This window comes from Staphylospora marina (assembly GCF_003856495.1).
Classification (GTDB): domain Bacteria; phylum Bacillota; class Bacilli; order Thermoactinomycetales; family Thermoactinomycetaceae; genus Staphylospora; species Staphylospora marina.
Genome location: NZ_CP034118.1, coordinates 506,404 through 530,654, shown reverse-complemented (window position 1 = coordinate 530,654; position 24,251 = coordinate 506,404). Strand labels below are relative to the sequence as shown.

Sequence of the window (24,251 nt, the reverse complement as noted above, 5' to 3'; positions counted from 1 at the left end):
ACATGTTCAAACCCATGTCTTCGTCCCCACGGTTGGATCGATCATTCGTACCCCGGAGTGCAAGATCCCTCTCATTCTTCTGATCATTCCTTTCAGTCTGTTCAGCAATGCGGAGCAAGACCGTTCACGAGTTTTTTTGGGTCGATGTCTGCTGTGGTGTTGACGGATTCGCCTTTTGTTGACCGCCGGATTGCTGCTGTGATTGTTGTTTTTGCACCCATTCCACCAGACGGTGGTCTTTGCTTTGTTCGGCGGTTTTCTTTGCCTCTTCATACTTGCCGAGATGGGCGAAAGCCTCCACGGCGATTTTGTAACGGCGGGGAGTCAGGTAAATCTGGTTCCACAGTTCGGTGATCAATCCGTTGTCTTTTTGATAGACGGCTTTTTCAAATCGCAGCTCTTTGATCTTTTGCTCTTTCCGCGCGAAATTCGCCATAAACTCCGGATCCACTTTGTTCACGCGGTCGATGTCCCCGATGAACACAAGAAGTTCCAATGCACTTTGCCGGTCATCCGGGCTCAGGGATTTCAGTTCCTGATCATCCAGTTGCTCCAGGGAACGGGTGAGCCACCGGGTATCGCGGATGGCCATCGCCCGGAGACTGTCCACATACTCCCTTGGCAAGGCCGATTCTTCCGGGGGAGCGCTCTCCGGATCCATCCACAATACCGCCATGAGCGCCAACAGCCCGACCACCCCGCCCGCCACGGGAAGCCAGGGGATCGGTTTTTTCTCCGAAGCTCCGGCCGCCTGGGAAGCCTCTTCCTTCTGTTCCATCTCCCGCGCATGTTCTTCGATCGCTTCGTCCATGACTTGCTGCAACTCTTCCAACTCGCGGGCCTTCAGCAATTTCCTGACGAGCGGGCGGTAGGCTTCGATCAACCGGCGAGCGGCATAACTGTTCCCGTTGAGCAAGAGCTCCTCATACTTTGAAGAGGTGAACAGGAGCAGAATCAGCCGCTTCACCTGTTCCGCCAGCGATTCTTCCTCATATCCCGGTGCCGGCATCTGTCCCTTCAGTCCCCGGTAAAGGACCAACACGGTGCCGTCTTGCTCGTGCACGAAGAAATTCATGGGGTGAAACAGCGTGACCCATTGCGGCCTGTGCATGAAATAGTCGGCGATCAGCAGCAAGTTGCGCGAAATGGTCAGCCGGACGGAAACGTCCTGAAACCAATCGTTGCGGATCCGATCAAACGGTACGAATTTCTCCTCGGGAACAAAGTGCAACTCCAACTGGCTTTCGTCTTCCGTAAACCGGGCTTTTGCCCGGAAACCGATGCCCGGTAAATCCTCGATTTCAATCAACTCTTCGCGGGTCACGTTGCAATCTTTCGCGGGAATGCGATAGAAGATCTGATCTCCGTCAATGGTCAGAGTCCCGTCTCCCATTGGTATGCGTTTCATCCCACATCCCCCTGTCTCCGTGATTTGTTTCTTGGATGTTGTCACCCGACTGCGGATTGTTCTTCCTCCTGCAGCTGTTTCCGTTCAATTTCCTCAACCTGTTTTTCCAGGTCTGCGATCAACGCGTCGAGGTCTTCCATGGTCATCTCTTCCATCTGTTGCGATTCCGGGCGGTCAGGTTCTTTTCGGACGGGTTCCGTTCGGACCGGCGTCGGTGTCTCCCTGGCCGACAGGGTTTTCGTTTCGTCCTCGATCCAAGCCTCTCCCCGCTCCAGCTTCAAAAAATCAAAGCGGCTGGTTTTGTTGTGATCCCCCAACAACCCTTTGAAGAACCGGAACTGAAATATCTTTTTCAAGCGAATCGGGTTCAACCCGGTCACCAGCAGAATGGACGTGTCCCGTTCCATTCGCATCAGTTCGTCGGGCGTGTAGAGGTTTCGCTGCGCAAAACTTTCCGAGCTGGATTCACTGCCTCCGCCCTTGCCTTTGGAAACGGACGACGAAGACGTTTTGATCGTGGTTTTTCCGATCAGTTCACTGAAATACTCGGCCGTCAATTTGTCGTTGACTCCCAGCAAGAGACGGAGCGAGCAGTTGGCCAGGATGGCCTCGGCCTTTTCCTTGTTGTATTTGTCAATCAGCTGACCGAACGACTGCACGATGGTGCTGCAACTGATTCCGTAGCTTCGGCAGGTGGCGAGAATCTCTTCGTAGCCCGGGATTTTCCCGAGGTTCGGAAATTCGTCCAGGAACAGATTGACCGGCACCGGCAAACGGTTGAAGTGGTGGTCCGCCACGTCGTACAGGCGTTGGAACAGCTGGTTGAAGAAGGTGCTGATGAGCGGCTCCCAGGTGGAGTCGGCCACGGGGAGGATCACATACAAAATCATTTTCTTTTTGCCGATGTCATCGAAGCGGAAATCGCTGGTGGACGTGAACCGGCGGACATCATTGCTGTCAAATTTGCTCAAGGTGATCCCGAGCGAAATGAATATCGAGGCTCTCGTCCGATCCTGGGCCATCCGGACGATTTGATAGGCCCGATAGGCCGGATCGTCCGGAGAAAGCCTGGCGAAAAACTCGTCCATCTGTTCCGGCGTCTGCCCGTGTACGGTCAGGATTTCCTTCACCTTCGCCATGGTCGGATTTTCCGGGCAGTGATACTTCACGTAAAGGAGCAGCGTTTTCAGCAGAGCGACTTCCGCCCGGGTCCAGAAATCCGCCTTCTGGTCCTGTTGGGCGTTGAGTACGATGGTGGTGGCCACCTGCTCGGCATCCACTTCCTTGGTGATGTAATCGATGGGATTATAGCGGTCGGAGACTTTCATCTCCTTGAAGTTGACCAGACGGACTTCATACCCCTGTTCCTTTTTCAGGCGATACGTCGCTTCGAAAATCTCTCCTTTGGGGTCCGTGACCACCATGGACCGATCGCGCTCGTGAATGATGTTGGTCAGCACATATCCTTGCGTTTTGGCCGATCCCGGTGGTCCCACGATAAACACGTTGCGGTTGGGAATGGAGGTGTTCTCCGGCAGAATGACGGGCCGTCCGTCCAACAGGCCGAAAATCAGTCCCCGCGGATTTTCCAGATTTCGCTCGGGTGATTTGTTCCAGGTTCTTTTGCAAAACTGCCGGTCGTCAAAAATCTCCTCCGGCCTGCTCTCCTGGCTGGTTCCGTATGCTCCGTAATCCGCCGCGTTCCGGTAACGGCCATCCCCTCCGAACATCTTGAGCAGCCGGAAAAACAACCAGACAGCCCCTCCGGCCACACCGATTTGCAGCGTGAGAAACATTCGTTCACGGAATGCCCGCTCGAGCATCTCCGGTGAGAGAGAAAGCAAGGCGCCCTGAAATTGGTCCAACGCGGGAAAAGTGGCGATCAAGGCAATCAACACCCACTCCACTCCCGCCACCGCGAGCAATGTCGCGACCAGGGCGCCGATCAAACTTCGCATGTCGGCTTTTTGCATCGCACCATGTCCTCCCCTTCCCTGATCAGGAAAACCTTCATTCATCGTTCCAAAGAAATAGCATCCTTACTGCCTGCGTCCCTGTCCGGTCGGGAACGATCTTGATCAGACCGGGATCGGTCGGACGTTCGCTCCTGATCCGGAGTTTCCCTCTTGCCTTCCACCGCGTGGATCAATTGTCCCGATTTGATAATCGCGATCCGTTCCCACGTCTGACGCAGACTCAGTCTCTCCGTTCGCACTCCCGGACTGATGGATTGAAGTTCCTGCTGCAGCTTCAGTTGAAGCCTTTTTTCCAGTCCCAAACACTTGTCTTTCCGAAGCAGAACGGCATCTCTGTCTTTCAACAATTCGTCCCGCTTCCCGACAAACTCTTCTTTGCCGATTTTCCCTTCCATGTGCATCCGGTACAGATGGCCGAGACGTTCGTTGATGTCTTTATCCATGCTCCACAGATTTCGCTTGACTTTCTCCACCCGTTCCACGATTGCGTTCACCTGAACCAACGTACCGGCAGGACGGTCCATGACCTGATGAATCAGTCTGGCTTTCAGACGCTCATGAAACGTTTCTTCCGCGGATCTCCCCGTTTGGATGGAGGTCTGCCGGGCTTGTTCGAACTCGAGGACCCATTCTTCCCGTTCCATCGTTTTGAGGGACACGAACGCCTCCGCCTTGGTCAGAACGGCATCGGAAGGTTGCCGTTCGTGATCCTTGAGCTCTTTTTTTACCCGCTCCTCCAGTGAATTCAGCGTTTCCCTGTGTGCCGCGTATGCTTCTTCCGCCGACCTGTTCTCCCGGTGTTTTCGTTCCAGCCACAAGCGGAACCATTCCGCGAGCAGCTCCGCCACACCGTCACTCACACGATCCCGCAACACGTCCCACGCCGTCATGGTTCCCCTCCCGAGAAATATTTCAATATCTTGGATCATGCCGAAAAATTTTACTGTACAAAAACAACAATGTCAAAGTAAAATTAAATAACGCAGCCAGTCGTTCCTCCATGAAAGAAAGGATGACGGAATTGAAAAGAAACGCTTGGGTGCTTTTCTTCATTTCGGTGCTGGTTCTCGCGGCCGTCACGGGATGTTCCCAAGACGAAGATCAGTTTCGCGGTGAATGGACCCGCATCAATGATGATGATCCCATCTGCCCTTCCGCACTGAAATTTTATGAAAATGGCTTGCTCACCTTGGTGATTGATCATGGCATGGATTATACCGGTACCATCAAGAAGATGGAAAACGACAATTACGCATTTGATCTGAAGGTCGAAACAAGAGTCATTCAGCTCAAACTTCAGGAAGATCAGACTGTGTTCTTGTCAAGAGACGGTAAGGAGAAATGCATATACAAGAAGAAACAATGACGAGGAAATCAATCCTACTTGTTATTTCCCTCTTGGAACATGGATACTACTCATTCACGCAGAAGGATATCCATTCAAAAAAATCAACGATTTCATGTTGATATGAATGCTTGAATATACCTAGCAACGCTCTGAACGCTCTGAAAGGATGTCAGAATTGAAAAGAAACGCGTGGGTGTTCCTTGTCATTTCGGTGTTGGCTCTCATGTCCGTCACGGGATGTTCCCAAGACGAAGATCAGTTTATCGGGGAATGGACCCGCATAACCAATGATAATTGGCTCTGCCCCATTGAACTGATATTTTATGAAAAAGGATTGCTCCATATGGAACGAGAAGACAATGATGACGTTACCGGGACGATCAAAAAACTGGAAGGCGACAAATATACATATGATCTGAAGGTCTTGACTGAAGTCATTGAGCTTAAACTTCAGGAAGATGGTACGTTGCTTCTGGTTGATGGCAAACTTAAATGCACATACAAGAAGAAACAATAACCAGGAGAGGATCTCTCCTGGTTATTCATTTTCTCATCAGCCGGCTCAACACGGCTTTTCCCATCTCCATCCCGGACTTTGCGGCTGCTCCGACCACTGCTTGCCCAGCTCCCGTGGAGTACATCAATTCCTTGAGGTACGAAGGTGATTTAAGGGTGAGAACCATCATCCCCATTCCCCAGATGAAATTGGTCAGGCTGGCATCGTTATCGATGCGCACATCGCTGAACAACTGGATGGTGAGGGACAGCATGATGATTTGGAATACCTGGGTAATCAGAATTGACAACAAGCTTCGCCACCATGCGGGAAACAGATTGAAATTTTCATTCAGATTGGTGGCGATGGCAAAGGGACCGGAAATGAACAGGAACGCCAACTCCGCTGCCCGGATGGCCACCTGAATGGCCACAATGATCAACAAGATGGCAAATATCAGGGCCAAAATGATGACGAACCCCCGTTGTATTTTAAACACCTGTAACAACAAATTTGTTCGAGTGACCGACAACTCCAATTTCGCGAACCCCATCATGGTATCATTGGCGACTGCTGTCATCTCAGTCATTGCCCATGTATATCCGGTACACATGGTCACCGTAATGATCAACTTGACCAACATCCGTTTGAAAAGCACCAAATCTTCATCCACCCAGTACATGGCAAGGACCCGCACCAGATGGAAGAGGAAAAAAACCGTAATGAATGACCAAGCCGCTTTTTCAAAATATCCTTTAAATTCTCTTACCTTTGTATTACTGAGTAACTTACTCGGTTCTTTGGCCAGATTCGCAATGAATTCAACCCCTTTTTTCGTGGTGGATACGGCAATATTCGCCAACCACTGATCGATATGGCACCCCGGATCAAATGTACCGCATTTGAAATCGATCTCTTCCGCACTGGCGACGCCGGGATTGATGATCAGGAGAACCGCAAACATGCAGAACAGAAGGAGCCACTTCCGGAGCCTACTCATGATCTCCCCCTCCCGGCCGGTCGCTTTCTCCTTGCATCTCCTCGAAGTCATAATCGTCCACTTTCCAACCATCCCCCTCCCGGATCACGTCCACTCCCATTTCATACAAACCCGTCGTACCGCCGTTTCCGACGCTGAAGTCGATGCGGAAGCGGACGATCACGTTAATTTTGTCCGTGTTCACCCGGTTCCAGTAGGTCCTCATAATGGTGACGGACGGTTCCACTCCCTCGGCCGGTCCCTGTTCGCCGTGCGGATCCTCTTCAAAGATTTTGTTTTGGGCTTTTCTTGTGGAAATGGCCCGGATGTTCTTCTCCTGTTCCGGACCCGGTTTTCCCATCAGGGCAAGAACGAACTCCCTGGCAACCCCGGTGGCCCGATCGTGCTCCTGAAGCTTGTCCACCGTCTCTTTGAGCCGGCTGTTCTCCGAGTACAAAACGGCGTTGCCGGTCAGGGAAACGACCAACAGCGCCCCCAAGATCGTACCGTAAACCAGGGCTTTGTTCACCCAATCACCCTTTCCGTTCAGTGCTCCAAAAATGGCAGCGGATCAAACCTTCCACCATTGATCCGAACTTCAAAGTGCAGATGAGGACCGGTGCTGTTGCCGGTGGAACCGCAAATGCCCAGTTGTTGTCCTTGCGCCACCTGATCGCCGACGTTCACATTCCTTTGGGTCATGTGGGCGTACAACGTTTGGACCCCGCCTCCGTGATCCACCAGCACCACTTCGCCGTATCCGAAGAACCCGGATCCCGGTGTCCCGAACAGGGAAGCCGCCACTCTTCCACTTTTGGAAGCCACGATCGGGGTGACCCCTCCCTGGCATGCAAAATCCAGCCCTGTATGAATTCGGCCCCACCGAGGTCCGAACTTGCTGGTAATCCGGAAATTCGTCGGTATCGGTCGAAGAAATCCGCTTGCGGAAACCGGACCCAGATTTTCCAGATCCACAGGAGAACAGTCATAGGACAGACCCCCGAGTTGATTGACATACCTGATCACATTGGGAATCCAATGCCGGTTCAGCCCGTTCGGATCGTTTTCATCGGGAACCGGGGCATATTTGGGGCCGATCTGTTCCGGTGTCTTGAGGCCTTGCCGGATGTAATTCTTCGCCAGATTTTCGGTCATTTTGTCGATCCCGTCGTCCAAGGTGGGAAACTCCATGAAGCCCCCGTTGGCATACAATCCCCCCGGGTTGTTCTTGGTGCGTACCATATGGGAAGTACCCATTCCGGTCTCGTGGAAGGCGATGGCCGCCACGAGCACGGGATCCACCCCGTGACGTTTTCCCGCTTCGATAAAGGCATCCGCTTTCCCCTCAAAAACTCCCTTCCCGAGGAGTTTTTTGTTCAATTCCTCCACGGTGGGAGTTTGGCCGGAAGGTCGGCAATGGACGGCTTCCGCGACTTGCTCTGAACCATCGCTGCTGCCGAAAACCCCTAATATGATCACAACCAACAAGCCGAGTGCCACATACGCTCCGTACCTGATCAGTTCTTTGATCACCAGGGCTTTTGAAATCACATGGTGTCCCCTTTGCGACCGTATTTGCGCTGGTACCATTTCGGATCCCAGATTTTCAATTCTTCCGGTGTGAGCTCCACATACAGGTTGACTTTCTTGGAGCCGACCACATAAATGCCCCGACCGGCACTTTTTCCTTTCTCCTCCTCCTTGACCACCAGCAACCGTTGCTCCTCTTCCGAAAACACCTCGGAAGTCCGCTGCATGATGGCGTTCATCTCTTCACGGAGCATCGGAAGATACAGTTTGGAGATGGAGTTGAGAATCACCGCTTCCCCGTAGTTCCGGGATCCCTCGACGGCGGACAGGAAGTCCCCCACCTGCTGCGTGGCGCTGGTCACGCCTCCCTGGAACGAACGGATCAGCTTGTACATGTTGGACAAGAACTTCATGGCCAGCGGATTTCGCGGGTCGGCGAGCACGTGGGCTTCATCCACGTAAATTTGCGTGACGGTCGTTTTGTCCTTGAGCGCGTCATCCTGAAGGAAGGTGAGGATATTGAACATGGCCACCTGTTGCAAATCCGACTCATCCCGCAAATCGGAAATATCGAAGACAATGAAATCATTGGACAGGTCCACGTTGGTGTATCCGTTGAAACATTTGGCGTAGGATCCTTCCGCATACGGATAGAGCACCTGATACAGGTCCTCCAGCAACCGGTACTGCTCCGATTCTTCCATCTTCTGCGCGATTTTCCGGTACAGGTCGATCATGATAGGAAAATCTTCGCGCCCTTTGGTCGAAAAATCCGTGTCCCAGGTGATTCCCTTGTCCGCGTACAATTCCACCAGCAATTTTTCAAGCAGCGCCAGTTCCACCTGCTTGTTTTTCAGGTCCTTGTAAATCAGGGTGAACATGGTTTTGAGGCGGCTGATCTTCTGGTGCAGCAGCGACGCGGCCACTTTTTCTCCCGTTTCATCCTCCGGGATCAAGGAGTACATGATCTCGAACGGGTTGATGATGTTGCCGTTCAACGGGGAAATCTTCACCCATTCCCCGCCCAGCTGTTTGGCCTTGTCTCCGAATTCCCCTTTCGGACACACCACCCGGATCACGGTTCCCTGCATCCACCGACGGATCATGTCCCCGAACAAATAGGTGGATTTTCCCCCGCCGCTGGTGGCGATGACCACTTCATTGCGATTCAGCAACTGATCATGGTCCACGATGACGATGCTGTTGGTTTTCAGGTTTTTCCCCTTGATGATGCCTTTCTCGGAGAAAATCTCACACTCGTCGAACGGAAACAGGGAAGACAGGGATTCCGTGTCAAAGTTCCTGTATGTCATGTCACTGAGAAGGTTTTGTCTCAGCGGCAGCACCGATTGAAAGGCCGGCAACATCCGATAATGGGGAATCAGCAGTTTCATCGTCTTGCTGACGTGGTTTCTCACCAGCAGCGTGACTTCATTCAGCTCTTCCAGACTGCTTGCCTGGATGTGGATGTACATGTGTTCGTTGAACATTTGCGACCGGCCGGAAGTGAGGTTGTCCAGCAAGATCTCCGCGTCTTTCAGGTCATTGGTGATGCGGATCTCGTCCATCGGCCGGAGGCCGGGCTCGTTGAGCCGGGAACGGTATTCGATGACCGCACGGTTCAAAGACTTGATCATCGCTTCACTGTCCGTGGGCTCGATGTGATGAATGATGGACACGTTATGGGGAATATTGTGCAGGTTTTGCAGGAAATTGGCCTGCACGTCGTTGGTGAAATAGGAGACGCAGAGAGTCCGGCAATAATTGCCGCCCAACCGGATATAGTTGGGTTGCTCCTCGATGCTGTCCGGAGAAATGATGTCCAGGAAGCCCCGATTGTCCCCGATCAGACTTTCCAACGTTTGCGTCGGCTCCTCTTTTTTCTTTTTGAACCAGCCGAACATGCGCTTCACCCCCGATCAGAGTTCTTCCCGTTTCCGGATGGCTTCCGCGGTTTCCAACAGGTTTCTCGGTCCGATGATGTACGGATACTCTTTCCTGTCTTCCATGTGATACAATTGAGCATTTTCGTAGTCAAAGAGCATGTGCAGGTATTTTCGGAGTTCCTGGTCCGTCAGCACGTGAACCTCCAGCTTTTGCCGGAAAAGCATGTCCTCCAGATTCAGCCTGAGTTCATCCACGCGGCGTTTCAGCTCGCGGACGGCTTTTTCTTTGTCCGCTTCCCCGGAGAACGGCTCGTCGATGATGATGTACCGGTTCCGCTTGATCATGTCCCGGTCTTTTTGAAGCTGTTCGGCGTATTCAATGTAACTCTCCAGCATGCGTCGCTTGAACGGGTTGGTTGTCGTCTTCAGCCGGTCCGTCAGTGAGGCAATGTACTTTTTCAGATTCACCGGTTCCGACACCCGGGCGATCTGGATGGGCTTTTTCAGTGAACGCAGGAAGTTTTCATATCCTTCCAGCACCTCTCTCACTTCGGAATGACTCATGAGATGCGTGTTGACCGCGGTCACGGACACCACTTTGACCAAGCGATTGTCCGTGGTTTCGATCATCGAATCGTAGATGTTCCGGACAGGAATCAAATCCTGAACGGTCATTTCCGGAGCTTTCTTCTTTTTCGCCAACGACTCTCCCCCCTATCTTCGTTTTTTGAAATAATAGATCCGCTGCCTGCGGTCATACTCGACTTTGTACCGGATGTAGTCAAAGAGCGTGATGTTTTTCCGTTCCATGGGCCGGATGAAGATCAGGCAAGCCGTCGTCAGAGACGGCAACACACTGAAAAAAAAGCGGATCTGAAACGGAAGATCCGGCAGGACATACATAAACAACACCACCGAAACGGCAACCGGTGGCGTCAAAATGATCAAATCTTTCAATCTGACAAATCTCCAGATATGTATGCTCGAATCAATCTGATTGGGGATTTTGAACCGCTTTTGTTCCTGCAATTCAACCCCTCCTCAGAATTTGACTTCCAACCATTTGATGATTCCCTGAGCCATGAAGGCAATGATGGTGACGATCGAAATGGAAATCAGGCTCTTCTTGAAACGTTCCCGGTTATGTTCTTCCGTGGACAGATACATGCCGATGGCACTGACCAAGATTCCAATGATGGCCAGTGGGGTGATAATGTCCAGCAAACCGCTCACGACGTCTTTCATCAGAAAATCTTCCAGCTTTTTGAAGGGGTTCAAACCGGTCACCTCATCTTACAACAAATTTTTAAAATAGATTATAAATGAATTCAAAAATCGTTGTAAATAAATGATCAATAAAATTTTTCATATAGAAACCCGTAATCGTTTTCATTCATTCGGAAAGCAACCGGAAAAATATTATCTTTTTATTGGAACGGTGTCGGAATGGCAGCCACAAAAAAAAAGCCGCCCGACTTGCGGGCGGCCATCCATGTCCAAACAGAAGACGCGAATCCTTCAAGGAAACATGGTTTCAAAATCCTCCAAACTTCCTCGAAATGCGTTCAAATCAACCCAGGTGTCAATGCCGTCGACATGCCCCCGGTTGGCGTATTGCCAAAACAGCCACTCCTTTCCGTCCAGGTCCGGGTGCGTGTAAATGTCGCGAATCCAAACCGGATGTTCCCCGAAATCACGGGAAATGTACGTTCTCCAGGTGTCGTACGTGACATAAAAGACGGGCGCTTTCCCGTAGTGCTTCTCCAGGCTGGACCGAAGCGTCTCCAGCTCGTTCCGGATGTTGTTCCGATCGTGTCCGAGATGGATTTCCACGTCAATCACCGGTGGCAGGCTGTCCGGTTCCTTGGGGACGGTCCGGATGAAATTCTCCGCCTGCTCCAGCCCGGTGCTTTTCGTGGTGAAAAAATGATACGCCCCCACCTTGAGCCCTTGGGCTTTCGCTCCACTCCAGTTCTCCCGGAACCGCCGGTCGACCAGCGTCTTTCCCTCGGTCGCCTTGATGAAAACAAAACGGATGTCCTCGTCTTTCCCCACCCGCTCCCAGTCGATCCGCCCCTGATAATGGGAAACATCCAAACCCCGGACTTCGTACGGCATGGCAAACAACTCATTGTGCCAGATGTAGCCGTTCCAGTTCAGCCAGCCCAAAAGGGGGAGCAGGGCTGAACCCCCCAAAAACCACAGCCACTTTTTCATGTCACATCCGTCCCTCAATGCCGCGAAGCGCCCATTCCCCGAGGCTGTCATACTTGCGGAAGCGGGCCAGCACCCGCTCCACGGTGGCGATCCGCTCATCCAGATTGCCGCGCAATTCGATGTACGGAATCCGCCGTTGTTTGAGATCGGCGATGATCCGTTTCTGGAAAACGGCTCGTTTCACTTCTCCGGACCGGTCCCAGGTGTCGTCGTACGGAATGTCATCCGCGCACAAAAAGACCAGATCATAACGGGACGCCGCCATCCGGGCGAGCTCTTCCAGCTCCGGCAGGGCAAATCCGTGATAATCCAAGGAAAACATGTACGTGGTGATGGCGTTCGTATCGACGAACAGATACCGGTTGGCCGAGGTGAGGAGCCGTTCTTCGCGCTCCAGATGACCGCGTGCAATCTCCACCAGCTGTTCCGGAGTCAGGCGGCGGTCCACTTGGTGAGCCTCCCAGTATTCCCGGCCGTACTCGGGCATGCAAACGGTGCCGTACTTGCGGGCCAACGCTTCCGCGAGCGTGGATTTTCCCGTGGACGGCGCTCCCAGAAACACGACGCCGGTGATCAGATCCCGGTACACGAGCGGGTGCACGTAATCGCGCCATTTGAAGGGATCTTCCCGGACCAGGGTTCCGGACACCGGAAAGACGGTCCGGCCCGGGTCGACCTGACGGTTGATCGCCCCCAATCGCCGGCTGACATGTTCTCCGTAAAACTCGCTTGAATAGAAATGGGTGATTCTCCGGCCCTTGATTCTCCGGAGAATGTATTCTTCATGCATCGTCCGGATCTTTGGAGTGTCTCCGACTTCCTGCGGTCCGTCCCACGCTTCCAGCACCACCGCTTGCGGATAGAGACGGCGGAGCCACTCCGCCCGCACGCTGAGCGGAATTTCCGTTTCCGCCGCATCATAGATCAGAATGACCAGTTCATCCACTTCGGAAAGGGCCGTCTCGATCATGTACTGGTGTCCTTTGTGCAAGGGGGCGAATTTTCCCAGGGTAAGGCCCGTCCTCTTGATCCTCATGCCGTCAGCTCCCTGTGTTTCTCTTCCTTCATGTCCCGATCGGCGCCACGGCTCCAGGAGATCCATCCGTACACGCTGTTCACCAGGTACGCGGACCACATCGCCACCATGGTGGCCGCCTCTTCCGCACCATCCGTCAGGCGGAGGCTCCACATCGCAACGGAAACCATGTTGATGATGATCCACAGCGCCCACTGCTCCCGATAGCGAAGCGCCATCAGGATTTGAGCCGCCACCGACAACACGTTGGTGAGAGAATCCATGTACGGCGTCTGTTGCCCCGGAAGCGTTGACAGCCACCACCCGTACCCCCAGGTGCCCAGTGCACACAACACTCCCAACGCGATTCCTCCTGCAGGCGAGATCTTGCGCATTTGCACCGTCTCTTCATTCATGCGTTCTCTCCACAGCCACCATCCGACGATTTGCATGGGGAAGAAATAAAGCGCATTCAACATGGTCTCTCCGTACAACCCGCTTTGCCAACTGATCCACGCATGCCCCAGCGTGTTGTACATGCCCCAAGCATACGTCCAGATGCTGCCCTTCGCCGCCAGCACCACGCAAATCACGCCGGAAAGAAAGACGGAGAATCCGAACAGCGTATCCTTCCAAAGCACGGAAAGAATGAGTGCCACGCCGGAAAATGACAAAAGCCAGATCTTTTCAAACCAATTCCAGTTTTTCAGCGGCATGCCTGTCTCCTCCTGATTCTGTCTGTTCGATTCACGAGTCGGAACATCATCCCCATGCAAGGATAGATCACGGGATTCCCCGCATCGCACCCTCGTTCGACTTCTAGACACGGTCCGGTCTTCCAACAGTGACGTTCACACATTACATGCTAATTCCATCAAAATCTTTCAAAACCTTCTTTACACTACAGGTATTCCTATAAAACTCAAAGAAATAATAGTTAGTTCACTAAATCAGTTGCATTTTCGAAAGGCGGGACCGGTCTTGCTCGACATTCTGATTCTGTTTGGCATTTTCGTCATCTTCATTCTGGTGGATTGGATTGTCCTGAAATCACTCCCGAAACAGGTTCTTGTCTATGTCATGTCTGCCCATGTCATTGTGTTCGTGATTTTGGCTTTGTTGACATATACCGGATTCATTCCGGGCATTACGGAATTGTTGGCGGAGAAGTGATTGCGGTCCTCCTCAATGAGTCAGGCGAAAAACAAAGTTTCAGAATAAATCCGCCCGGGAAAACATTCCATGTCCATGACGCCGGCGTCGAACCCTTGACAAAAAAAGGTGGGATTGATTTTGATGGATTACCTGATTCTGTTCGTCATCGTCGCCTTGCTCTGTGTGGTGGATGTTGTCATCATAGCCAAGTTCATGACCCCAAACTTTAAGGTTGTCATAGACAATAAGCTTGTCATAAACAAGAAGTTTGTCGTTTTGTATGGAATCTTTGTTCATATCGTTGTTTTTCTTGCGTTGGCCTACATGACCCACTTGGGGAGATTGCCCCGCATTTCAGAGTTGTTGTTCGGCTGACGAAGCCGGCATGACTTGCCATGCACCATTCACGTGCTGAATCTTCGGCTCCAAAAACGGCCGACCCGATCCGTCGGGCTTGAATGGAGCTGATGTTTCAGCGCGTTTTTTATTTGACCGGGAGTCATCGGCATCGGACGTGCGTGTCCCATGGATGAATCCAATTGTTCTGCTGATTATTTCAAAATTTCTTTTAATATAAAGGAAATGTTTTCATTATTGACAAAACATTGCAATTTCAACTACTATTTTTAACAACTATTCATGTTTCACTATATTTTCTGCATGATGCACGGCACTCCTTGGTTGCATCCCCTCATTTTCCCAACGAGAGGAGTGAATGCCTTGGAAGAATTTTTCCAGTTTCTGTGGACCGGAGTGACGATCGGAAGCACCTATGCCGTGGTGGCATTGGGATTTGTCACGATTTACAGCGTGTCCAGGGTGGTCAATCTGGCCCAGGGAGAGTTTGTGATGCTGGGCGGGATGCTGTTGTACACGCTGCTGGAAGCGGGTCTTCCCCTGTGGGCGGCCGCTGTTTCCACCGTGTTGCTGGTGGCTCTCCTCGGTTTTCTCATCGAGTGGGGGCTTGTGCGGAGAGCGGGCAACGCCGACGAACTCAGCCTGATCATCCTGACGATCGGGGCGTCGATCTTTCTCCGGGGCGTGGCCAGCATGATCTGGGGCAAAGATGCCGTCAAAGTGAGCTCTTTCACCGGAGATGATCCCCTCATGCTCGGTCCGGTTCCGGTCACCCCGCAAACCCTTTGGATCGTGGGAACGGTGCTGGTACTGGTGATCCTGCTCTATCTGTTCCTGGAAAAAACCCTCACCGGCAAGGCATTCCAGGCCGTCGCCTCCAATCGCACGGCAGCACGCCTGATGGGCATCCGTCCTCTCCGCATGTCCGCCCTGTCTTTCGTCATCAGCGGCGTGCTGGGCGCGGCGGCGGGCATCGTGATTTCCCCCGTCCTTTATCCCGCGTATGACGTCGGCACGCTGCTCGGCGTGAAAGGGTTTTCAGCGGCCATTCTGGGCGGACTCGGCAATCCTGCCGGTGCGGTGACCGGCGGAGTGTTGATGGGAGTCATGGAGTCCTTCGGAGCCGGATATGTGGATTCCGGCATGAAAGACGCGATCGTGTTCGCCATTGTGCTGATCGCTCTCCTGATTCGGCCGCAAGGGCTCTTCGGAGAAAAATCCGTCGGGAAAGGAGGACTTTGATTGCGGGCGTTGGGTCTGTTCACGTTGGTTGTTTTGCTGTTCCCCTGGCTGACGGATTCCTCGTACCTGCTGACGGTGGCCACGTTCACCGGCATTTACGCCATCGTGGCGGTGGGGTTGGGCCTGTTGATGGGATATGCGGGACAAATCTCGCTCGGACAGGCGGCGTTTTTCGGCATCGGGGCGTACACCTCCGCCGTGTTGAGCGTGAAAGCGGGTTTCAGTCCCTGGCTCGGCATGGTTGCCGGAATGATTCTTCCGGGATTGGTGGCGTTCCTGTTGGGCAGAACCCTGTCCAGACTGCGCGGGTATTACCTGGCGATGGCCACGCTGGCGTTCGGCATCGGCATCCACGTGTTGCTGAATGAGTGGACGAGCCTGACCGGCGGAGCTTCCGGCCTGTACGGCATCATGAAGCCGGAGCTGCTCGGCCTGAAAATCAAAACGGGGATTCCTTACTACTACTTCGTCTGGTTTTTCGCCCTGCTCGCGGTGTTCATGACGCTCAACATCGCCAGGCACCGGATCGGCCGCGCCCTCTCCTCCATTCACGGCAGCGAAGCGGCTTCGGCGGCCATGGGAGTGGCGATCGGCAAACACAAGATGCAGGCCTTCGTGTTCAGTGCCATGTTGGCGGGTCTGGCCGGCGCCCTGTTCGCTCACATGGGATACAGCCTGTCTCCGGAAACGTTCGGGCTGTCCACGTCGATCCTGTTCGTCACCATGGTGGTGCTCGGCGGCATGCGTTCGGTCTGGGGAGCCGTGGTGGGAGCCATCCTCATCTCATCCATCCGGGTGGGTGTCAAGTTCCTGGGGGAAGAAATCCCCGGGATCACCAGTGAATTTGAACTGGTGCTTTTCGGTCTCATCCTGATGCTGGTCGTCCTGTTCCTGCCGCGGGGACTTGTCCCCGAGCTGAAGGAGCGTTTTCAGAATCGGTGGCGAAAACCGAAAGCGGCGCTGGCGGCCGGATCTGAAAAGGAGGGATCCGCATGCGACATCCGCTCCTCCGTCTGACAAAAGTGAGTCGCCGATTCGGCGGACTGGTGGCGGTCGACGCGGTCGACCTGGACGTCTCAAAGGAAACGATCACGGGACTGATCGGGCCCAACGGCGCCGGAAAAAGCACGTTGTTCCATGTCATTTCCGGAGTTCTCTCACCGACGGAAGGCGAAATGTTCTTTGACCAAACACCGATTCACGGCCGGGAGCCGCATGAGATCGCCGCGCTCGGCATGTCGCGCACGTTCCAGAACATTCAGATCGTCAAGGAAATGAGCGTGCTGGAAAACACGCTGATCGGATGTCATTTGCAAGGATCCGCCGGATTTTTGAAAACGGCGTTTCCCACACGCGGCGTGCGGGAGGAAGAACGGCGTTTGATTCGCTCCGCTTTGGAAGCGCTTTCATTCGTCGGATTGGAGCAGGATGCTCACAAACCCGCCCACTTGTTGCCTCTCGGGCAGTTGAGATTGCTGGAGCTGGCCCGAGCGCTCGCTTCCCGTCCCAAGCTTCTGCTTCTGGACGAGATCGCCGCCGGTCTCAATCATACCGAAACCAAACGGATGGGTGCGCTGATCCGAAAGATCCGGGAACAGGGTGTCACCGTCCTGCTGGTGGAACACGACATGGATCTGGTCATGAGCATTTGCGATCGGGTGGTGGTGCTGAATCAAGGTCAAAAAATCGCGGAAGGAACGCCGGAGGAGGTGCGCACGGACGAAAACGTGATCCGCGCGTATCTCGGGGAAGAGACGGAGGTGACGGGATGAGCGAGACCCTTTTGTGCACGGAAAAATTGTCGGCGGGCTACGGCCCCATCCAGGTGCTCAAAGATGTGTCGCTGGAAATTCGCTCCGGCGAAATCGTGGCCATGCTGGGGGCAAACGGTTCGGGAAAAACCACCCTGCTGCGGGTCATTTCCGGGCTGCTCCCGAGCATCGCCGGAACCGTCCGCTTCCGGGACCGGGACATCCACCGGCTGCCGGCGGAAGATCTCGTGAAAATGGGCATCGTTCACGTACCCGAACACCGGCAAATCTTCGGAACGCTCACGGTTCACGAGAACCTGCTGATGGGGGCATGGACGTTGCGAAAAGCCGGCAAACGGGAGATCGAAAAGCGGCTCGGGGAAGTGTATGAACTGTTTCCGGTGCTGAAGGAACGGGAGAAGCAGCTGGGGGGAACGCTCTCCGGCGGCCAGCAACAAATGCTGGCCATCGGGCGGGCCATGATGTCCAAACCCGTTTTGCTTCTCCTGGACGAGCCGTCCCTGGGCCTTTCTCCCCTGATGACGCAGGAGGTGTTCGCGCTCGTCCGGAGACTCCGGGACCAAGCTTCCACCTCCGTGCTGCTGGTGGAGCAAAACGCCCGGGGAGCCCTGCGCATCGCCGACAGGGCGTACATCTTGCAGACCGGTCGGATCGCGCGGGAAGGGGACGCCGCCGAACTGGCGAAAGACCCGGCGATCCAGGACTCTTATCTCGGCAAATCTTTGACATCCTGAAAAGGAGGCTTGCAAATGAAACGCATGTGGCGAATCTTGTTGTCGACAAGTCTGGCAGCCGGTCTGGTGATGGCCGGTTGTTCGGGAGGAAGCGGGCAGGGAGAGGCTCCCGAAGAGTATGTGATCGGGGCCGTGGTCTCCAAGACGGGAGCGGCCAGCCCGCTGGGGGAACCCGAGTACAACACCCTGAAACTCCTGGAAAAACAGGTGAATGAACAGGGCAAGATCAAGGTGAGACTCGTTCTCGTCGATGATGAAAGCGACCCGCAAAAAGCACAGGAAGAAACCAACCGGCTGATCCACGATGAAAACGTGCTGGCTCTCATCGGCTCCACCACCACCGGTGCCAGCCTGGCGATGAAAGGACTGGCCATGGAAAACGAAGTTCCCCTGATTTCCCTCGCCGCCAGCGTCAAAGTGGTGCAACCGGTGGAAGAATCCACTTGGGTGTTCAAAACTCCGCACTCGGATGAACACGCCGCCGAACGGGTTCTGGATTGGGCCAAAAAGAACAACTGGACCAAACTGGCCATCATCCATGACTCCAATGCCTTCGGAACCAGCGGCAAGGAAGAACTCTCCAAACTGGCCGGCAAATACGGCGTCTCCATCGTCGCCAGCGAATCGTACAACACCAAGGATCAGGACATGACGGTGCAGCTGACCAAGATCAAAAACTCGGGCGCGCAGGCCATGATCGTGTGGGGAACCAATCCGGGACCGGCCATCATCGCCAAAAACCGCAAAGCGCTCGGCATGACCATGCCGTACATCGGCAGCCACGGAATCGCCAACGAAGCGTTCATTCAGCTGGCCGGCGATGCGGCGGAAGGCGTGGTCATTCCCACGGGCAAATTGCTGTTCCCGTCCGAGATTCCCGACAGTGACCCCCAATCCAAAGTGCTGAAGGAATTTTATGATCAATACGTGTCCGTCCACCAGAGCGAACCCACCAACTTCGCTTCCTATGCCTATGACGCGTTCCATCTGATCATGGATGCCATCGAACAGGGGAACACGACCCGCGAAGGCATTCGCAACTTCCTGGAGAACACGCAAAACTGGGCAGGCACCACCGGCGTGTTCAACTTCTCCGCCAAGGACCACAACGGCCTGACCTCCGAAACGATGGTGATGGCCGAAGTGAAAGGCGGCAAATGGGTGCTGAAAAAATAAGAAAAACACCCGATCCATGTGGAGATGGGCAGTTGAATTTCGGACATTTCAAAGGCCAGGAGATCAATCCTGGCCTTTGTTCATCCATAAGATTCCCGCCATCTGCTCCGTGATGCAACGAATGAATACCAAGTTTTCCGGCATATCGTTACAAACAAAATGACAGGAAGAAAGCCGTCTTCTTCCTTCCTTCGGTCAGTGAATCCATGTCAGCGAGCCTCCGGGAAGAGCAAGTCCGCCAGCCCCTCCGGCGTGATCTCTTCAAACGAGGAAATCCGGGCCTCGATGGGTGGAAAGTCCATTCTTTTCGACTTCCCCGGTCTCTCCAAGGCACGCAGATACAGTTCCGGATCAGGCTTGATCCTTATTACATCATCCCGGTATACTTGATACCATGTCGTTTCCGTGTCCACAATCAAACCGTCAAAATCGAAGATCAGCGCTTTCACGGGATAAATGCCCCCCATTCTGCACATTCTAGGCTCCAAAGACCTCATCCGGGGGGAACGCTTCATGGACCAAGGACAAATCCAGGACACCCTTGACCAGATTTTCACCAGCGAAGAACTGGGGCAGATCGTTTCTTCACTGAAAAACGCGTATTTTGATGGGACCACGGCCCAAGATCCCGACCGGAAGATTCACATTGAAACGGCTTTGCAAAAAATCGGTTGGGTGATTGACGAGGATCAGCCGGAAAAAATCCGCACCCTGCGCGATTACGAACTCTGATTTCCCTGATCCGGCGGAGTCGAATCAGGAAAACATCATCCGAAGTCTGCTTCCGATCCGCATGGGAAGCAGACTTTGTCTTTTTCCAAAACCCTTCATTGAAAGGGTTTGTGAGCCACCACCCCACGGGTAATACAACTGCAATCCAATCTTTGAACCTGATCAAAAGGAGGAGTCGGGTGAGAAACCTTTTGAAGTCCATCTCCGTCTTGTCTCTGTCCATGTTGGTGATGGTCGCCTGTGCTCAAACGAAACCTTTGAAAAATCGTGGTGATCTGTCGCCGAGAGTACCATGTATGGAGCAAAAGGGCATCAAATATGAGAGAAGAGCAGATGGTTTTTATATGAGTGACAATGCTTGGGACAAATTCATCATGTTTTGCAGCTGAATCTTCAAGAAAGAAAACAAGCCTGCCGCAGGGCAGGTTTTTTTGCCGCCAAACCGTGCTTGGATCGACGGGAAAAAAGATGGACGGTTGACCGTTGCCGATTCGCCTCCGGGTGCATATCATGCCGTGACTGAAAACGGAAAGGTGGGTCGAGCATGTACTATTATTACGACTACGAAGACCTTTACGCCAGCCAACAGCAATTCCCGCCGTTTTTCAACCTCAACCAGCGGGTTGCGGTGCTGGAGGCGGAAGTTCGGCGTCTGAACCGCACGGTTCAGCAGCTGGAACGCCGGGTGGATCGGCTGGAGCGGGGACAATGGAGACCGGCTCCCCGTCACACCGACAATGAGTCCTGGTCCGACTGAACGGATCAAACGGCCCCGAGCCCGGCCGGTTTCCTGAAAAACGGTCACATCCTGTCATGCGGCAGGAACGCATGACCCATGATCCGGCATTTTTCCTTCGGCTTCGGGAAAGGATTCTTCCCGATTCCTGCCGGCTCCGGAGAATGATGCCGGCTCCCGCGCCCCGGTTTGCCCGGGGCGTTTTTCATTGCGACAGACGGCGTTTCGCATGCTCCAGCATGTCCCCGAGCCGCTGAGGGTTCGGAGCCGACCCCTGTGCGAGATGGGGTCTCCCGCCTCCTTTTCCACCGGCGATTTTGATGCATTCTTTCAGAAGGTCAGACATGTTGACATCGGGTCGGGAGCCACGGGCGAACACCAATTTGGCGGCGTCTCCTTCCATCGTCCCCAGCAGCGCGACCCCTCCCCGCTCGGAAATGCGCTCGGCGATCCGTTTCAATTCGTCGACCGGTCGATGTTCCCAAGCGCGACAGACAAGCGGAATTTCCCCGGAAAGCCGCTCGCCGGACAGCAGCAGCTCGTCCGCTTCCCGTTCCGCCAGCCTTTCCTTCATCCTGCGCAAAGCCTTGTTGGCTTCCTCTCCCGATGCGCGCAGTTGACGCACGCGTTCGGGAAGCATGTCCCATCCGGTTCCCGTCAGCATGGATGCGCTCAGGAGCCGTTCGTTTCTTCGCAGGAATTCCGTCAGCGCCCGCTTCCCGCAAACAAATTCCACCCGGGTTCCCCGCTTGTGCCGTTCATGGCGCAAAATGACGATCATGCCCACCTCACCGGTACGGAGCGGATGAGTTCCGCCACAGGGAGAATGGTCAAACTCACCCGCGGACACGATCCGCACCGGTCCCGACACTTTCGGAGGATTGCGCAGGGAAAGACGCTTCAACTCCTCCTCATCCACAAAGCGCGCGTGAACCGGAACGTTGGACCAGACCATGAAATTGGCCCGTTCCAGCACGTCGGTCACCTCTTTCTCCGTCAGATTCGGACGGTCCACATCCAGCGTGCACGTCTTCTCTCCCATGTGCACGGAGAGCGTTTTCGCCCCCAACACGTCTTCAAACGCGGCGGACAACAGATGTTGGCCGTGATGCTGCTGCATGAAATCAAAGCGCCGCTCCCAATCCACCATCCCCGTGACTTCCTCTCCCGGTCCGGCGGGCATGTCCCGTTCCAGGACATGCCACACGTCACCGCTTTCCCTGCGGACATCCAACACCCTCACGCCATCAAGCACGCCGCGGTCCGCCGGTTGTCCGCCTCCTTCCGGGTAAAAGGCGGTCCGGTCCAGCACCACCGCCGGTTGACCCCCGACCTCTCCCCTTTTCAGAACGGTTGCCGAAAAACGCATCTGACGGGGATCTTCATAATACAGAAGACGCGTGCGCGGAGTTTCCTTGTTCATTTTCATCCGTTCCTTTCCTGCATCCCCCGCTTCACATACGTTTTTTCCCGCCGACATATACATCATCAATAAATCCCGAAACGGAGGATGCATGATGCAGATTCACGTGGTAAGTCCCGGCCAGACACTGACCGGGATCGCGGCCGCCTATTCGACCACGGTCGAGGCAGTGGTCCGTGCCAATCGGATTCCCGATCCGTCGCGCCTCGTTCCGGGGCAGGCACTGGTGATCCCGATTCAGGGCCGTTATTACTGGGTTCGACGCGGAGATACGCTGACGACCATTGCCCGCAGATTCGGAATCCCGGTGCTCAGGATCGCGGAGGCGAACCGGATCCCGCTGAATGCTTTGCTGACTCCGGGGATGCGCCTGTTCATCCCGTCCGCTCCCCGGCGAACTGCCGAGATCAACGCGTACGTGGAACCTTTGGGCAGAGAAGTTCCCGAAAGACTGGTGGCCGATGCCCGGGAAGCGGCCCCTTCCCTGACCTATCTGGCTCCCTTCAGCTACCGGGCACGTCGGGACGGTACGCTTCAGGCACCTCCGCTGGACGATTTTCCGAACATCGCCCGGCAGAACCGGGCCTCCCTCATGATGGTGGTGACCAATCTGGAAGGGGACCGGTTCAGTGACGAGCTGGGTCACATCCTCGTCACCGATGAAAACGTGCAAACCCGGTTGCTCAATGAGATTGTTTCCACGGCGCGGCAGATCGGGTTCCGGGACGTGCATTTCGACTTCGAATTTTTGCCCCCGGAAGACCGGGAAGCGTACAACCGGTTTTTGCGAAGAGCCCGGGACCGGCTGCATGCGGAAGGACTGCTCATCTCCACCGCTCTCGCCCCGAAAACGTCGCGCACCCAGCGCGGTCAGTGGTATGAAGCCCATGATTACCGGGCACATGGTCAAATCGTTGACTTCGTCGTCCTGATGACCTACGAATGGGGATACAGCGGCGGTCCGCCCTTGCCGGTCTCGCCGATCAACGAAGTCCGCCGGGTGCTGGATTACGCGGTCACCGAAATCCCGAGAAACAAGATCATGATGGGACAAAATTTGTACGGATACGATTGGACGCTTCCTTTCCGTCCCGGAAATCCTCCCGCCCGCGCCGTCAGCCCGCAGGAAGCGATCCGCATCGCCGCGCGGGAAGGCGCCGCGATCCAATATGACACACGGGCGCAAGCTCCCCACTTTCGCTATACCGACGACCGGGGACGATCCCACCAGGTCTGGTTTGAAGATGCCCGGTCCATCCAGGCAAAATTTGATCTGGTCAAGAGAATGGGCTTGCGCGGAATCAGTTACTGGAAATTGGGACTTTCCTTTCCGCAAAACTGGCTGTTGATCGGAGAAAACTTCCAGGTGGTGAAGAGAGGATGACTCTCCGCAAAAAAAACAGTCCTTCGAATGATCATTCGAAAGACTCCTCCTGAAAGACGGCATTCAGATCGATGAGCAGATCCCCGAACAGGGAAACGGCAAACACATCCCCCTTGACATACACTTGCCGGTTCCCGAACTTTCCTTCCTCCAGCAGAAACACTTCCACGTTTTCATGATACGGATCGACAATCCAATATTCCTTCACGCCGAATCTCTCATACAGTTCGAATTTGACGATCTTGTCCCGTTTGGCCGCCATGCCCGGCGACAAGACTTCCACGATCAGATCGGGGGTGCCGTTGCATCCCCGTTCGTCGATTTTTTTCCGGTCGCACACCACGGTGAGGTCCGGCTGCACGATGTTGAAGGTCTCTTCATCCAAACCCGATTCAGACAGTCGCACTTCAAACGGAGCGATGTAGACCTTGCACCGTTTTCCTTTCAAATACTGATGAAACAGAGCAAACACGTTGCCCAGAACTTCCTGGTGCTTGGATGAGGGGGCCGGAGCCATGTTGTGCGGGACACCGTCAATGATCTCCCAACTCTGCTCATCGTCCCATTGCAAATAATCGCGGTACGAGTATTTGATTCCTTCGTGAAACGTGGGGGCTTTCACGGTGTCACCTCCCTGTATGGACATTATACACCAAACCCCCTCATGCATTGCCCGTATTTTCAG

General features: G+C 54.2%; 29 protein-coding genes. 13 read left to right on the top strand and 16 right to left on the bottom strand.

The genetic code is table 11. The features are described 5' to 3' along the window. Positions 1–124 precede the first annotated feature (124 nt). The 3 genes from EG886_RS02815 to EG886_RS02805 are packed head-to-tail and all read right to left on the bottom strand — an operon-like array spanning position 125 to position 4,274. Positions 125–1,408: a type VII secretion protein EssB/YukC gene (locus tag EG886_RS02815; protein WP_124726718.1), complete on the bottom strand. Its 1,284-nt coding sequence runs from the start codon at positions 1,406–1,408 to the stop codon at positions 125–127. A 41-nt stretch (positions 1,409–1,449) separates the two neighbouring features. Further along, entirely contained in the window at positions 1,450–3,381 is a 1,932-nt protein-coding gene (locus EG886_RS02810; protein ID WP_164491610.1) for a VirD4-like conjugal transfer protein, CD1115 family, read from the bottom strand. 41 nt (positions 3,382–3,422) lie between these two features. Next, positions 3,423–4,274, bottom strand: a complete 852-nt coding sequence (locus EG886_RS02805) for a hypothetical protein (RefSeq protein ID WP_124726716.1) — start codon at positions 4,272–4,274, stop codon at positions 3,423–3,425. Between the two features lie 131 nt (positions 4,275–4,405). On the opposite strand from EG886_RS02805, the gene EG886_RS02800 reads away from it, so the two are divergent. Then, on the top strand, positions 4,406–4,750 hold the full coding sequence (locus EG886_RS02800) for a hypothetical protein (protein WP_124726715.1): 345 nt from the start codon (positions 4,406–4,408) through the stop codon (positions 4,748–4,750). Between the two features lie 157 nt (positions 4,751–4,907). After that, entirely contained in the window at positions 4,908–5,249 is a 342-nt protein-coding gene (locus EG886_RS02795; RefSeq protein WP_124726714.1) for a hypothetical protein, read from the top strand. Positions 5,250–5,274: 25 nt separating this feature from the next. Here EG886_RS02795 and EG886_RS02790 read toward each other — a convergent pair whose 3' ends face one another. The 10 genes from EG886_RS02790 to pnuC form a co-directional block, all read right to left on the bottom strand. Next, entirely contained in the window at positions 5,275–6,228 is a 954-nt protein-coding gene (locus EG886_RS02790; RefSeq protein WP_124726713.1) for a conjugal transfer protein TrbL family protein, read from the bottom strand. Further along, a complete protein-coding gene (locus EG886_RS02785; protein ID WP_124726712.1) occupies positions 6,221–6,736 on the bottom strand; it encodes a hypothetical protein in 516 nt (171 codons plus the stop codon). The genes EG886_RS02790 and EG886_RS02785 overlap by 8 nt, the downstream gene beginning before the upstream one ends. Before the next feature lie 17 nt (positions 6,737–6,753). After that, the gene (locus tag EG886_RS02780; protein WP_241154353.1) at positions 6,754–7,758 is read right to left on the bottom strand and encodes a M23 family metallopeptidase; all 1,005 of its coding nucleotides are present in this window, start codon (positions 7,756–7,758) and stop codon (positions 6,754–6,756) included. Beyond that, on the bottom strand, positions 7,755–9,641 hold the full coding sequence (locus EG886_RS02775; RefSeq protein ID WP_124726710.1) for a VirB4 family type IV secretion system protein: 1,887 nt from the start codon (positions 9,639–9,641) through the stop codon (positions 7,755–7,757). The genes EG886_RS02780 and EG886_RS02775 overlap by 4 nt, the downstream gene beginning before the upstream one ends. Positions 9,642–9,656: 15 nt before the next feature. Then, positions 9,657–10,325, bottom strand: a complete 669-nt coding sequence (locus EG886_RS02770; protein WP_124726709.1) for a TraC-like domain-containing protein — start codon at positions 10,323–10,325, stop codon at positions 9,657–9,659. 12 nt (positions 10,326–10,337) lie between these two features. Beyond that, on the bottom strand, positions 10,338–10,652 hold the full coding sequence (locus EG886_RS02765) for a hypothetical protein (protein WP_124726708.1): 315 nt from the start codon (positions 10,650–10,652) through the stop codon (positions 10,338–10,340). Positions 10,653–10,664: 12 nt separating this feature from the next. After that, positions 10,665–10,868, bottom strand: a complete 204-nt coding sequence (locus EG886_RS02760) for a hypothetical protein (protein WP_124726707.1) — start codon at positions 10,866–10,868, stop codon at positions 10,665–10,667. Positions 10,869–11,141: 273 nt separating this feature from the next. Further along, positions 11,142–11,840 carry a GH25 family lysozyme gene (locus tag EG886_RS02755; protein ID WP_124726706.1) on the bottom strand — a complete coding sequence of 233 codons (699 nt, stop codon included), beginning with the start codon at positions 11,838–11,840 and terminating at the stop codon, positions 11,142–11,144. A gap of 1 nt (position 11,841) precedes the next feature. Then, complete coding sequence (locus tag EG886_RS02750; protein ID WP_124726705.1) at positions 11,842–12,876, bottom strand: AAA family ATPase; 1,035 nt, start codon at positions 12,874–12,876, stop codon at positions 11,842–11,844. Beyond that, the gene (gene pnuC, locus EG886_RS02745) at positions 12,873–13,571 is read right to left on the bottom strand and encodes a nicotinamide riboside transporter PnuC (protein ID WP_124726704.1); all 699 of its coding nucleotides are present in this window, start codon (positions 13,569–13,571) and stop codon (positions 12,873–12,875) included. Before pnuC ends, EG886_RS02750 begins: the two co-directional genes overlap by 4 nt. A 265-nt stretch (positions 13,572–13,836) precedes the next feature. Between pnuC and EG886_RS02740 the strand changes: the two genes are divergently transcribed. The 7 genes from EG886_RS02740 to EG886_RS02710 all read left to right on the top strand — a co-directional run bounded on the left by EG886_RS02740 (position 13,837) and on the right by EG886_RS02710 (position 19,291). Further along, positions 13,837–14,028, top strand: coding sequence for a hypothetical protein (locus tag EG886_RS02740; protein ID WP_124726703.1), 192 nt, complete (start codon positions 13,837–13,839; stop codon positions 14,026–14,028). Positions 14,029–14,151: 123 nt separating this feature from the next. Beyond that, positions 14,152–14,385, top strand: a complete 234-nt coding sequence (locus EG886_RS02735; protein WP_124726702.1) for a hypothetical protein — start codon at positions 14,152–14,154, stop codon at positions 14,383–14,385. 345 nt (positions 14,386–14,730) lie between these two features. Then, entirely contained in the window at positions 14,731–15,609 is an 879-nt protein-coding gene (locus EG886_RS02730) for a branched-chain amino acid ABC transporter permease (protein ID WP_124726701.1), read from the top strand. Continuing rightward, positions 15,610–16,626, top strand: coding sequence for a branched-chain amino acid ABC transporter permease (locus tag EG886_RS02725; RefSeq protein WP_124726700.1), 1,017 nt, complete (start codon positions 15,610–15,612; stop codon positions 16,624–16,626). After that, positions 16,602–17,381, top strand: a complete 780-nt coding sequence (locus EG886_RS02720; protein ID WP_124726699.1) for an ABC transporter ATP-binding protein — start codon at positions 16,602–16,604, stop codon at positions 17,379–17,381. The genes EG886_RS02725 and EG886_RS02720 overlap by 25 nt, the downstream gene beginning before the upstream one ends. Beyond that, positions 17,378–18,115: an ABC transporter ATP-binding protein gene (locus tag EG886_RS02715; protein WP_124726698.1), complete on the top strand. Its 738-nt coding sequence runs from the start codon at positions 17,378–17,380 to the stop codon at positions 18,113–18,115. Before EG886_RS02720 ends, EG886_RS02715 begins: the two co-directional genes overlap by 4 nt. Before the next feature lie 15 nt (positions 18,116–18,130). Next, positions 18,131–19,291 (top strand): ABC transporter substrate-binding protein, encoded by a 1,161-nt coding sequence (locus EG886_RS02710; RefSeq protein WP_124726697.1) that lies wholly within the window; start codon positions 18,131–18,133, stop codon positions 19,289–19,291. A gap of 209 nt (positions 19,292–19,500) precedes the next feature. On the opposite strand, the gene EG886_RS13900 is transcribed toward EG886_RS02710, so the two are convergent. Beyond that, positions 19,501–19,740, bottom strand: a complete 240-nt coding sequence (locus EG886_RS13900; protein ID WP_241154352.1) for an HAD family hydrolase — start codon at positions 19,738–19,740, stop codon at positions 19,501–19,503. 64 nt (positions 19,741–19,804) lie between these two features. Here EG886_RS13900 and EG886_RS02700 point away from each other — a divergent pair, with 64 nt between their 5' ends. The 3 genes from EG886_RS02700 (at position 19,805) to EG886_RS02690 (ending at position 20,780) form a co-directional block, all read left to right on the top strand. Continuing rightward, positions 19,805–20,023: a hypothetical protein gene (locus EG886_RS02700; protein ID WP_124726696.1), complete on the top strand. Its 219-nt coding sequence runs from the start codon at positions 19,805–19,807 to the stop codon at positions 20,021–20,023. Between the two features lie 179 nt (positions 20,024–20,202). Next, a complete protein-coding gene (locus EG886_RS02695; protein WP_124726695.1) occupies positions 20,203–20,412 on the top strand; it encodes a hypothetical protein in 210 nt (69 codons plus the stop codon). Positions 20,413–20,567: 155 nt separating this feature from the next. Continuing rightward, the gene (locus tag EG886_RS02690) at positions 20,568–20,780 is read left to right on the top strand and encodes a hypothetical protein (RefSeq protein WP_124726694.1); all 213 of its coding nucleotides are present in this window, start codon (positions 20,568–20,570) and stop codon (positions 20,778–20,780) included. Between the two features lie 184 nt (positions 20,781–20,964). On the opposite strand, the gene EG886_RS02685 is transcribed toward EG886_RS02690, so the two are convergent. Then, positions 20,965–22,188, bottom strand: coding sequence for an alanyl-tRNA editing protein (locus EG886_RS02685; protein ID WP_164491609.1), 1,224 nt, complete (start codon positions 22,186–22,188; stop codon positions 20,965–20,967). Between the two features lie 88 nt (positions 22,189–22,276). On the opposite strand from EG886_RS02685, the gene EG886_RS02680 reads away from it, so the two are divergent. Beyond that, the gene (locus EG886_RS02680) at positions 22,277–23,566 is read left to right on the top strand and encodes a glycoside hydrolase family 18 protein (protein WP_124726692.1); all 1,290 of its coding nucleotides are present in this window, start codon (positions 22,277–22,279) and stop codon (positions 23,564–23,566) included. Positions 23,567–23,597: 31 nt separating this feature from the next. Here EG886_RS02680 and EG886_RS02675 read toward each other — a convergent pair whose 3' ends face one another. Beyond that, positions 23,598–24,188 (bottom strand): Uma2 family endonuclease, encoded by a 591-nt coding sequence (locus EG886_RS02675; protein ID WP_241154351.1) that lies wholly within the window; start codon positions 24,186–24,188, stop codon positions 23,598–23,600. Between the last annotated feature and the right edge of the window lie 63 nt (positions 24,189–24,251).

What these genes read in the sequence shown, in the direction of transcription:
- EG886_RS02750 (WP_124726705.1), bottom strand. Translation starts at nt 12,876, where the DNA reads ATGAGGATCAAGAGGACGGGCCTTACCCTGGGAAAATTCGCCCCCTTG.
- EG886_RS02690 (WP_124726694.1), top strand. Translation starts at nt 20,568, where the DNA reads ATGTACTATTATTACGACTACGAAGACCTTTACGCCAGCCAACAGCAA.
- EG886_RS02715 (WP_124726698.1), top strand. Translation starts at nt 17,378, where the DNA reads ATGAGCGAGACCCTTTTGTGCACGGAAAAATTGTCGGCGGGCTACGGC.
- EG886_RS02810 (WP_164491610.1), bottom strand. Translation starts at nt 3,381, where the DNA reads ATGCAAAAAGCCGACATGCGAAGTTTGATCGGCGCCCTGGTCGCGACA.
- EG886_RS02760 (WP_124726707.1), bottom strand. Translation starts at nt 10,868, where the DNA reads ATGAAAGACGTCGTGAGCGGTTTGCTGGACATTATCACCCCACTGGCC.
- EG886_RS02815 (WP_124726718.1), bottom strand. Translation starts at nt 1,408, where the DNA reads ATGAAACGCATACCAATGGGAGACGGGACTCTGACCATTGACGGAGAT.
- EG886_RS02790 (WP_124726713.1), bottom strand. Translation starts at nt 6,228, where the DNA reads ATGAGTAGGCTCCGGAAGTGGCTCCTTCTGTTCTGCATGTTTGCGGTT.
- EG886_RS02685 (WP_164491609.1), bottom strand. Translation starts at nt 22,188, where the DNA reads ATGAAAATGAACAAGGAAACTCCGCGCACGCGTCTTCTGTATTATGAA.
- EG886_RS02700 (WP_124726696.1), top strand. Translation starts at nt 19,805, where the DNA reads ATGGACCAAGGACAAATCCAGGACACCCTTGACCAGATTTTCACCAGC.
- EG886_RS02735 (WP_124726702.1), top strand. Translation starts at nt 14,152, where the DNA reads ATGGATTACCTGATTCTGTTCGTCATCGTCGCCTTGCTCTGTGTGGTG.
- EG886_RS02720 (WP_124726699.1), top strand. Translation starts at nt 16,602, where the DNA reads ATGCGACATCCGCTCCTCCGTCTGACAAAAGTGAGTCGCCGATTCGGC.
- EG886_RS02680 (WP_124726692.1), top strand. Translation starts at nt 22,277, where the DNA reads ATGCAGATTCACGTGGTAAGTCCCGGCCAGACACTGACCGGGATCGCG.
- EG886_RS02755 (WP_124726706.1), bottom strand. Translation starts at nt 11,840, where the DNA reads ATGAAAAAGTGGCTGTGGTTTTTGGGGGGTTCAGCCCTGCTCCCCCTT.
- EG886_RS02775 (WP_124726710.1), bottom strand. Translation starts at nt 9,641, where the DNA reads ATGTTCGGCTGGTTCAAAAAGAAAAAAGAGGAGCCGACGCAAACGTTG.
- EG886_RS02710 (WP_124726697.1), top strand. Translation starts at nt 18,131, where the DNA reads ATGAAACGCATGTGGCGAATCTTGTTGTCGACAAGTCTGGCAGCCGGT.
- EG886_RS02805 (WP_124726716.1), bottom strand. Translation starts at nt 4,274, where the DNA reads ATGACGGCGTGGGACGTGTTGCGGGATCGTGTGAGTGACGGTGTGGCG.
- pnuC (WP_124726704.1), bottom strand. Translation starts at nt 13,571, where the DNA reads ATGCCGCTGAAAAACTGGAATTGGTTTGAAAAGATCTGGCTTTTGTCA.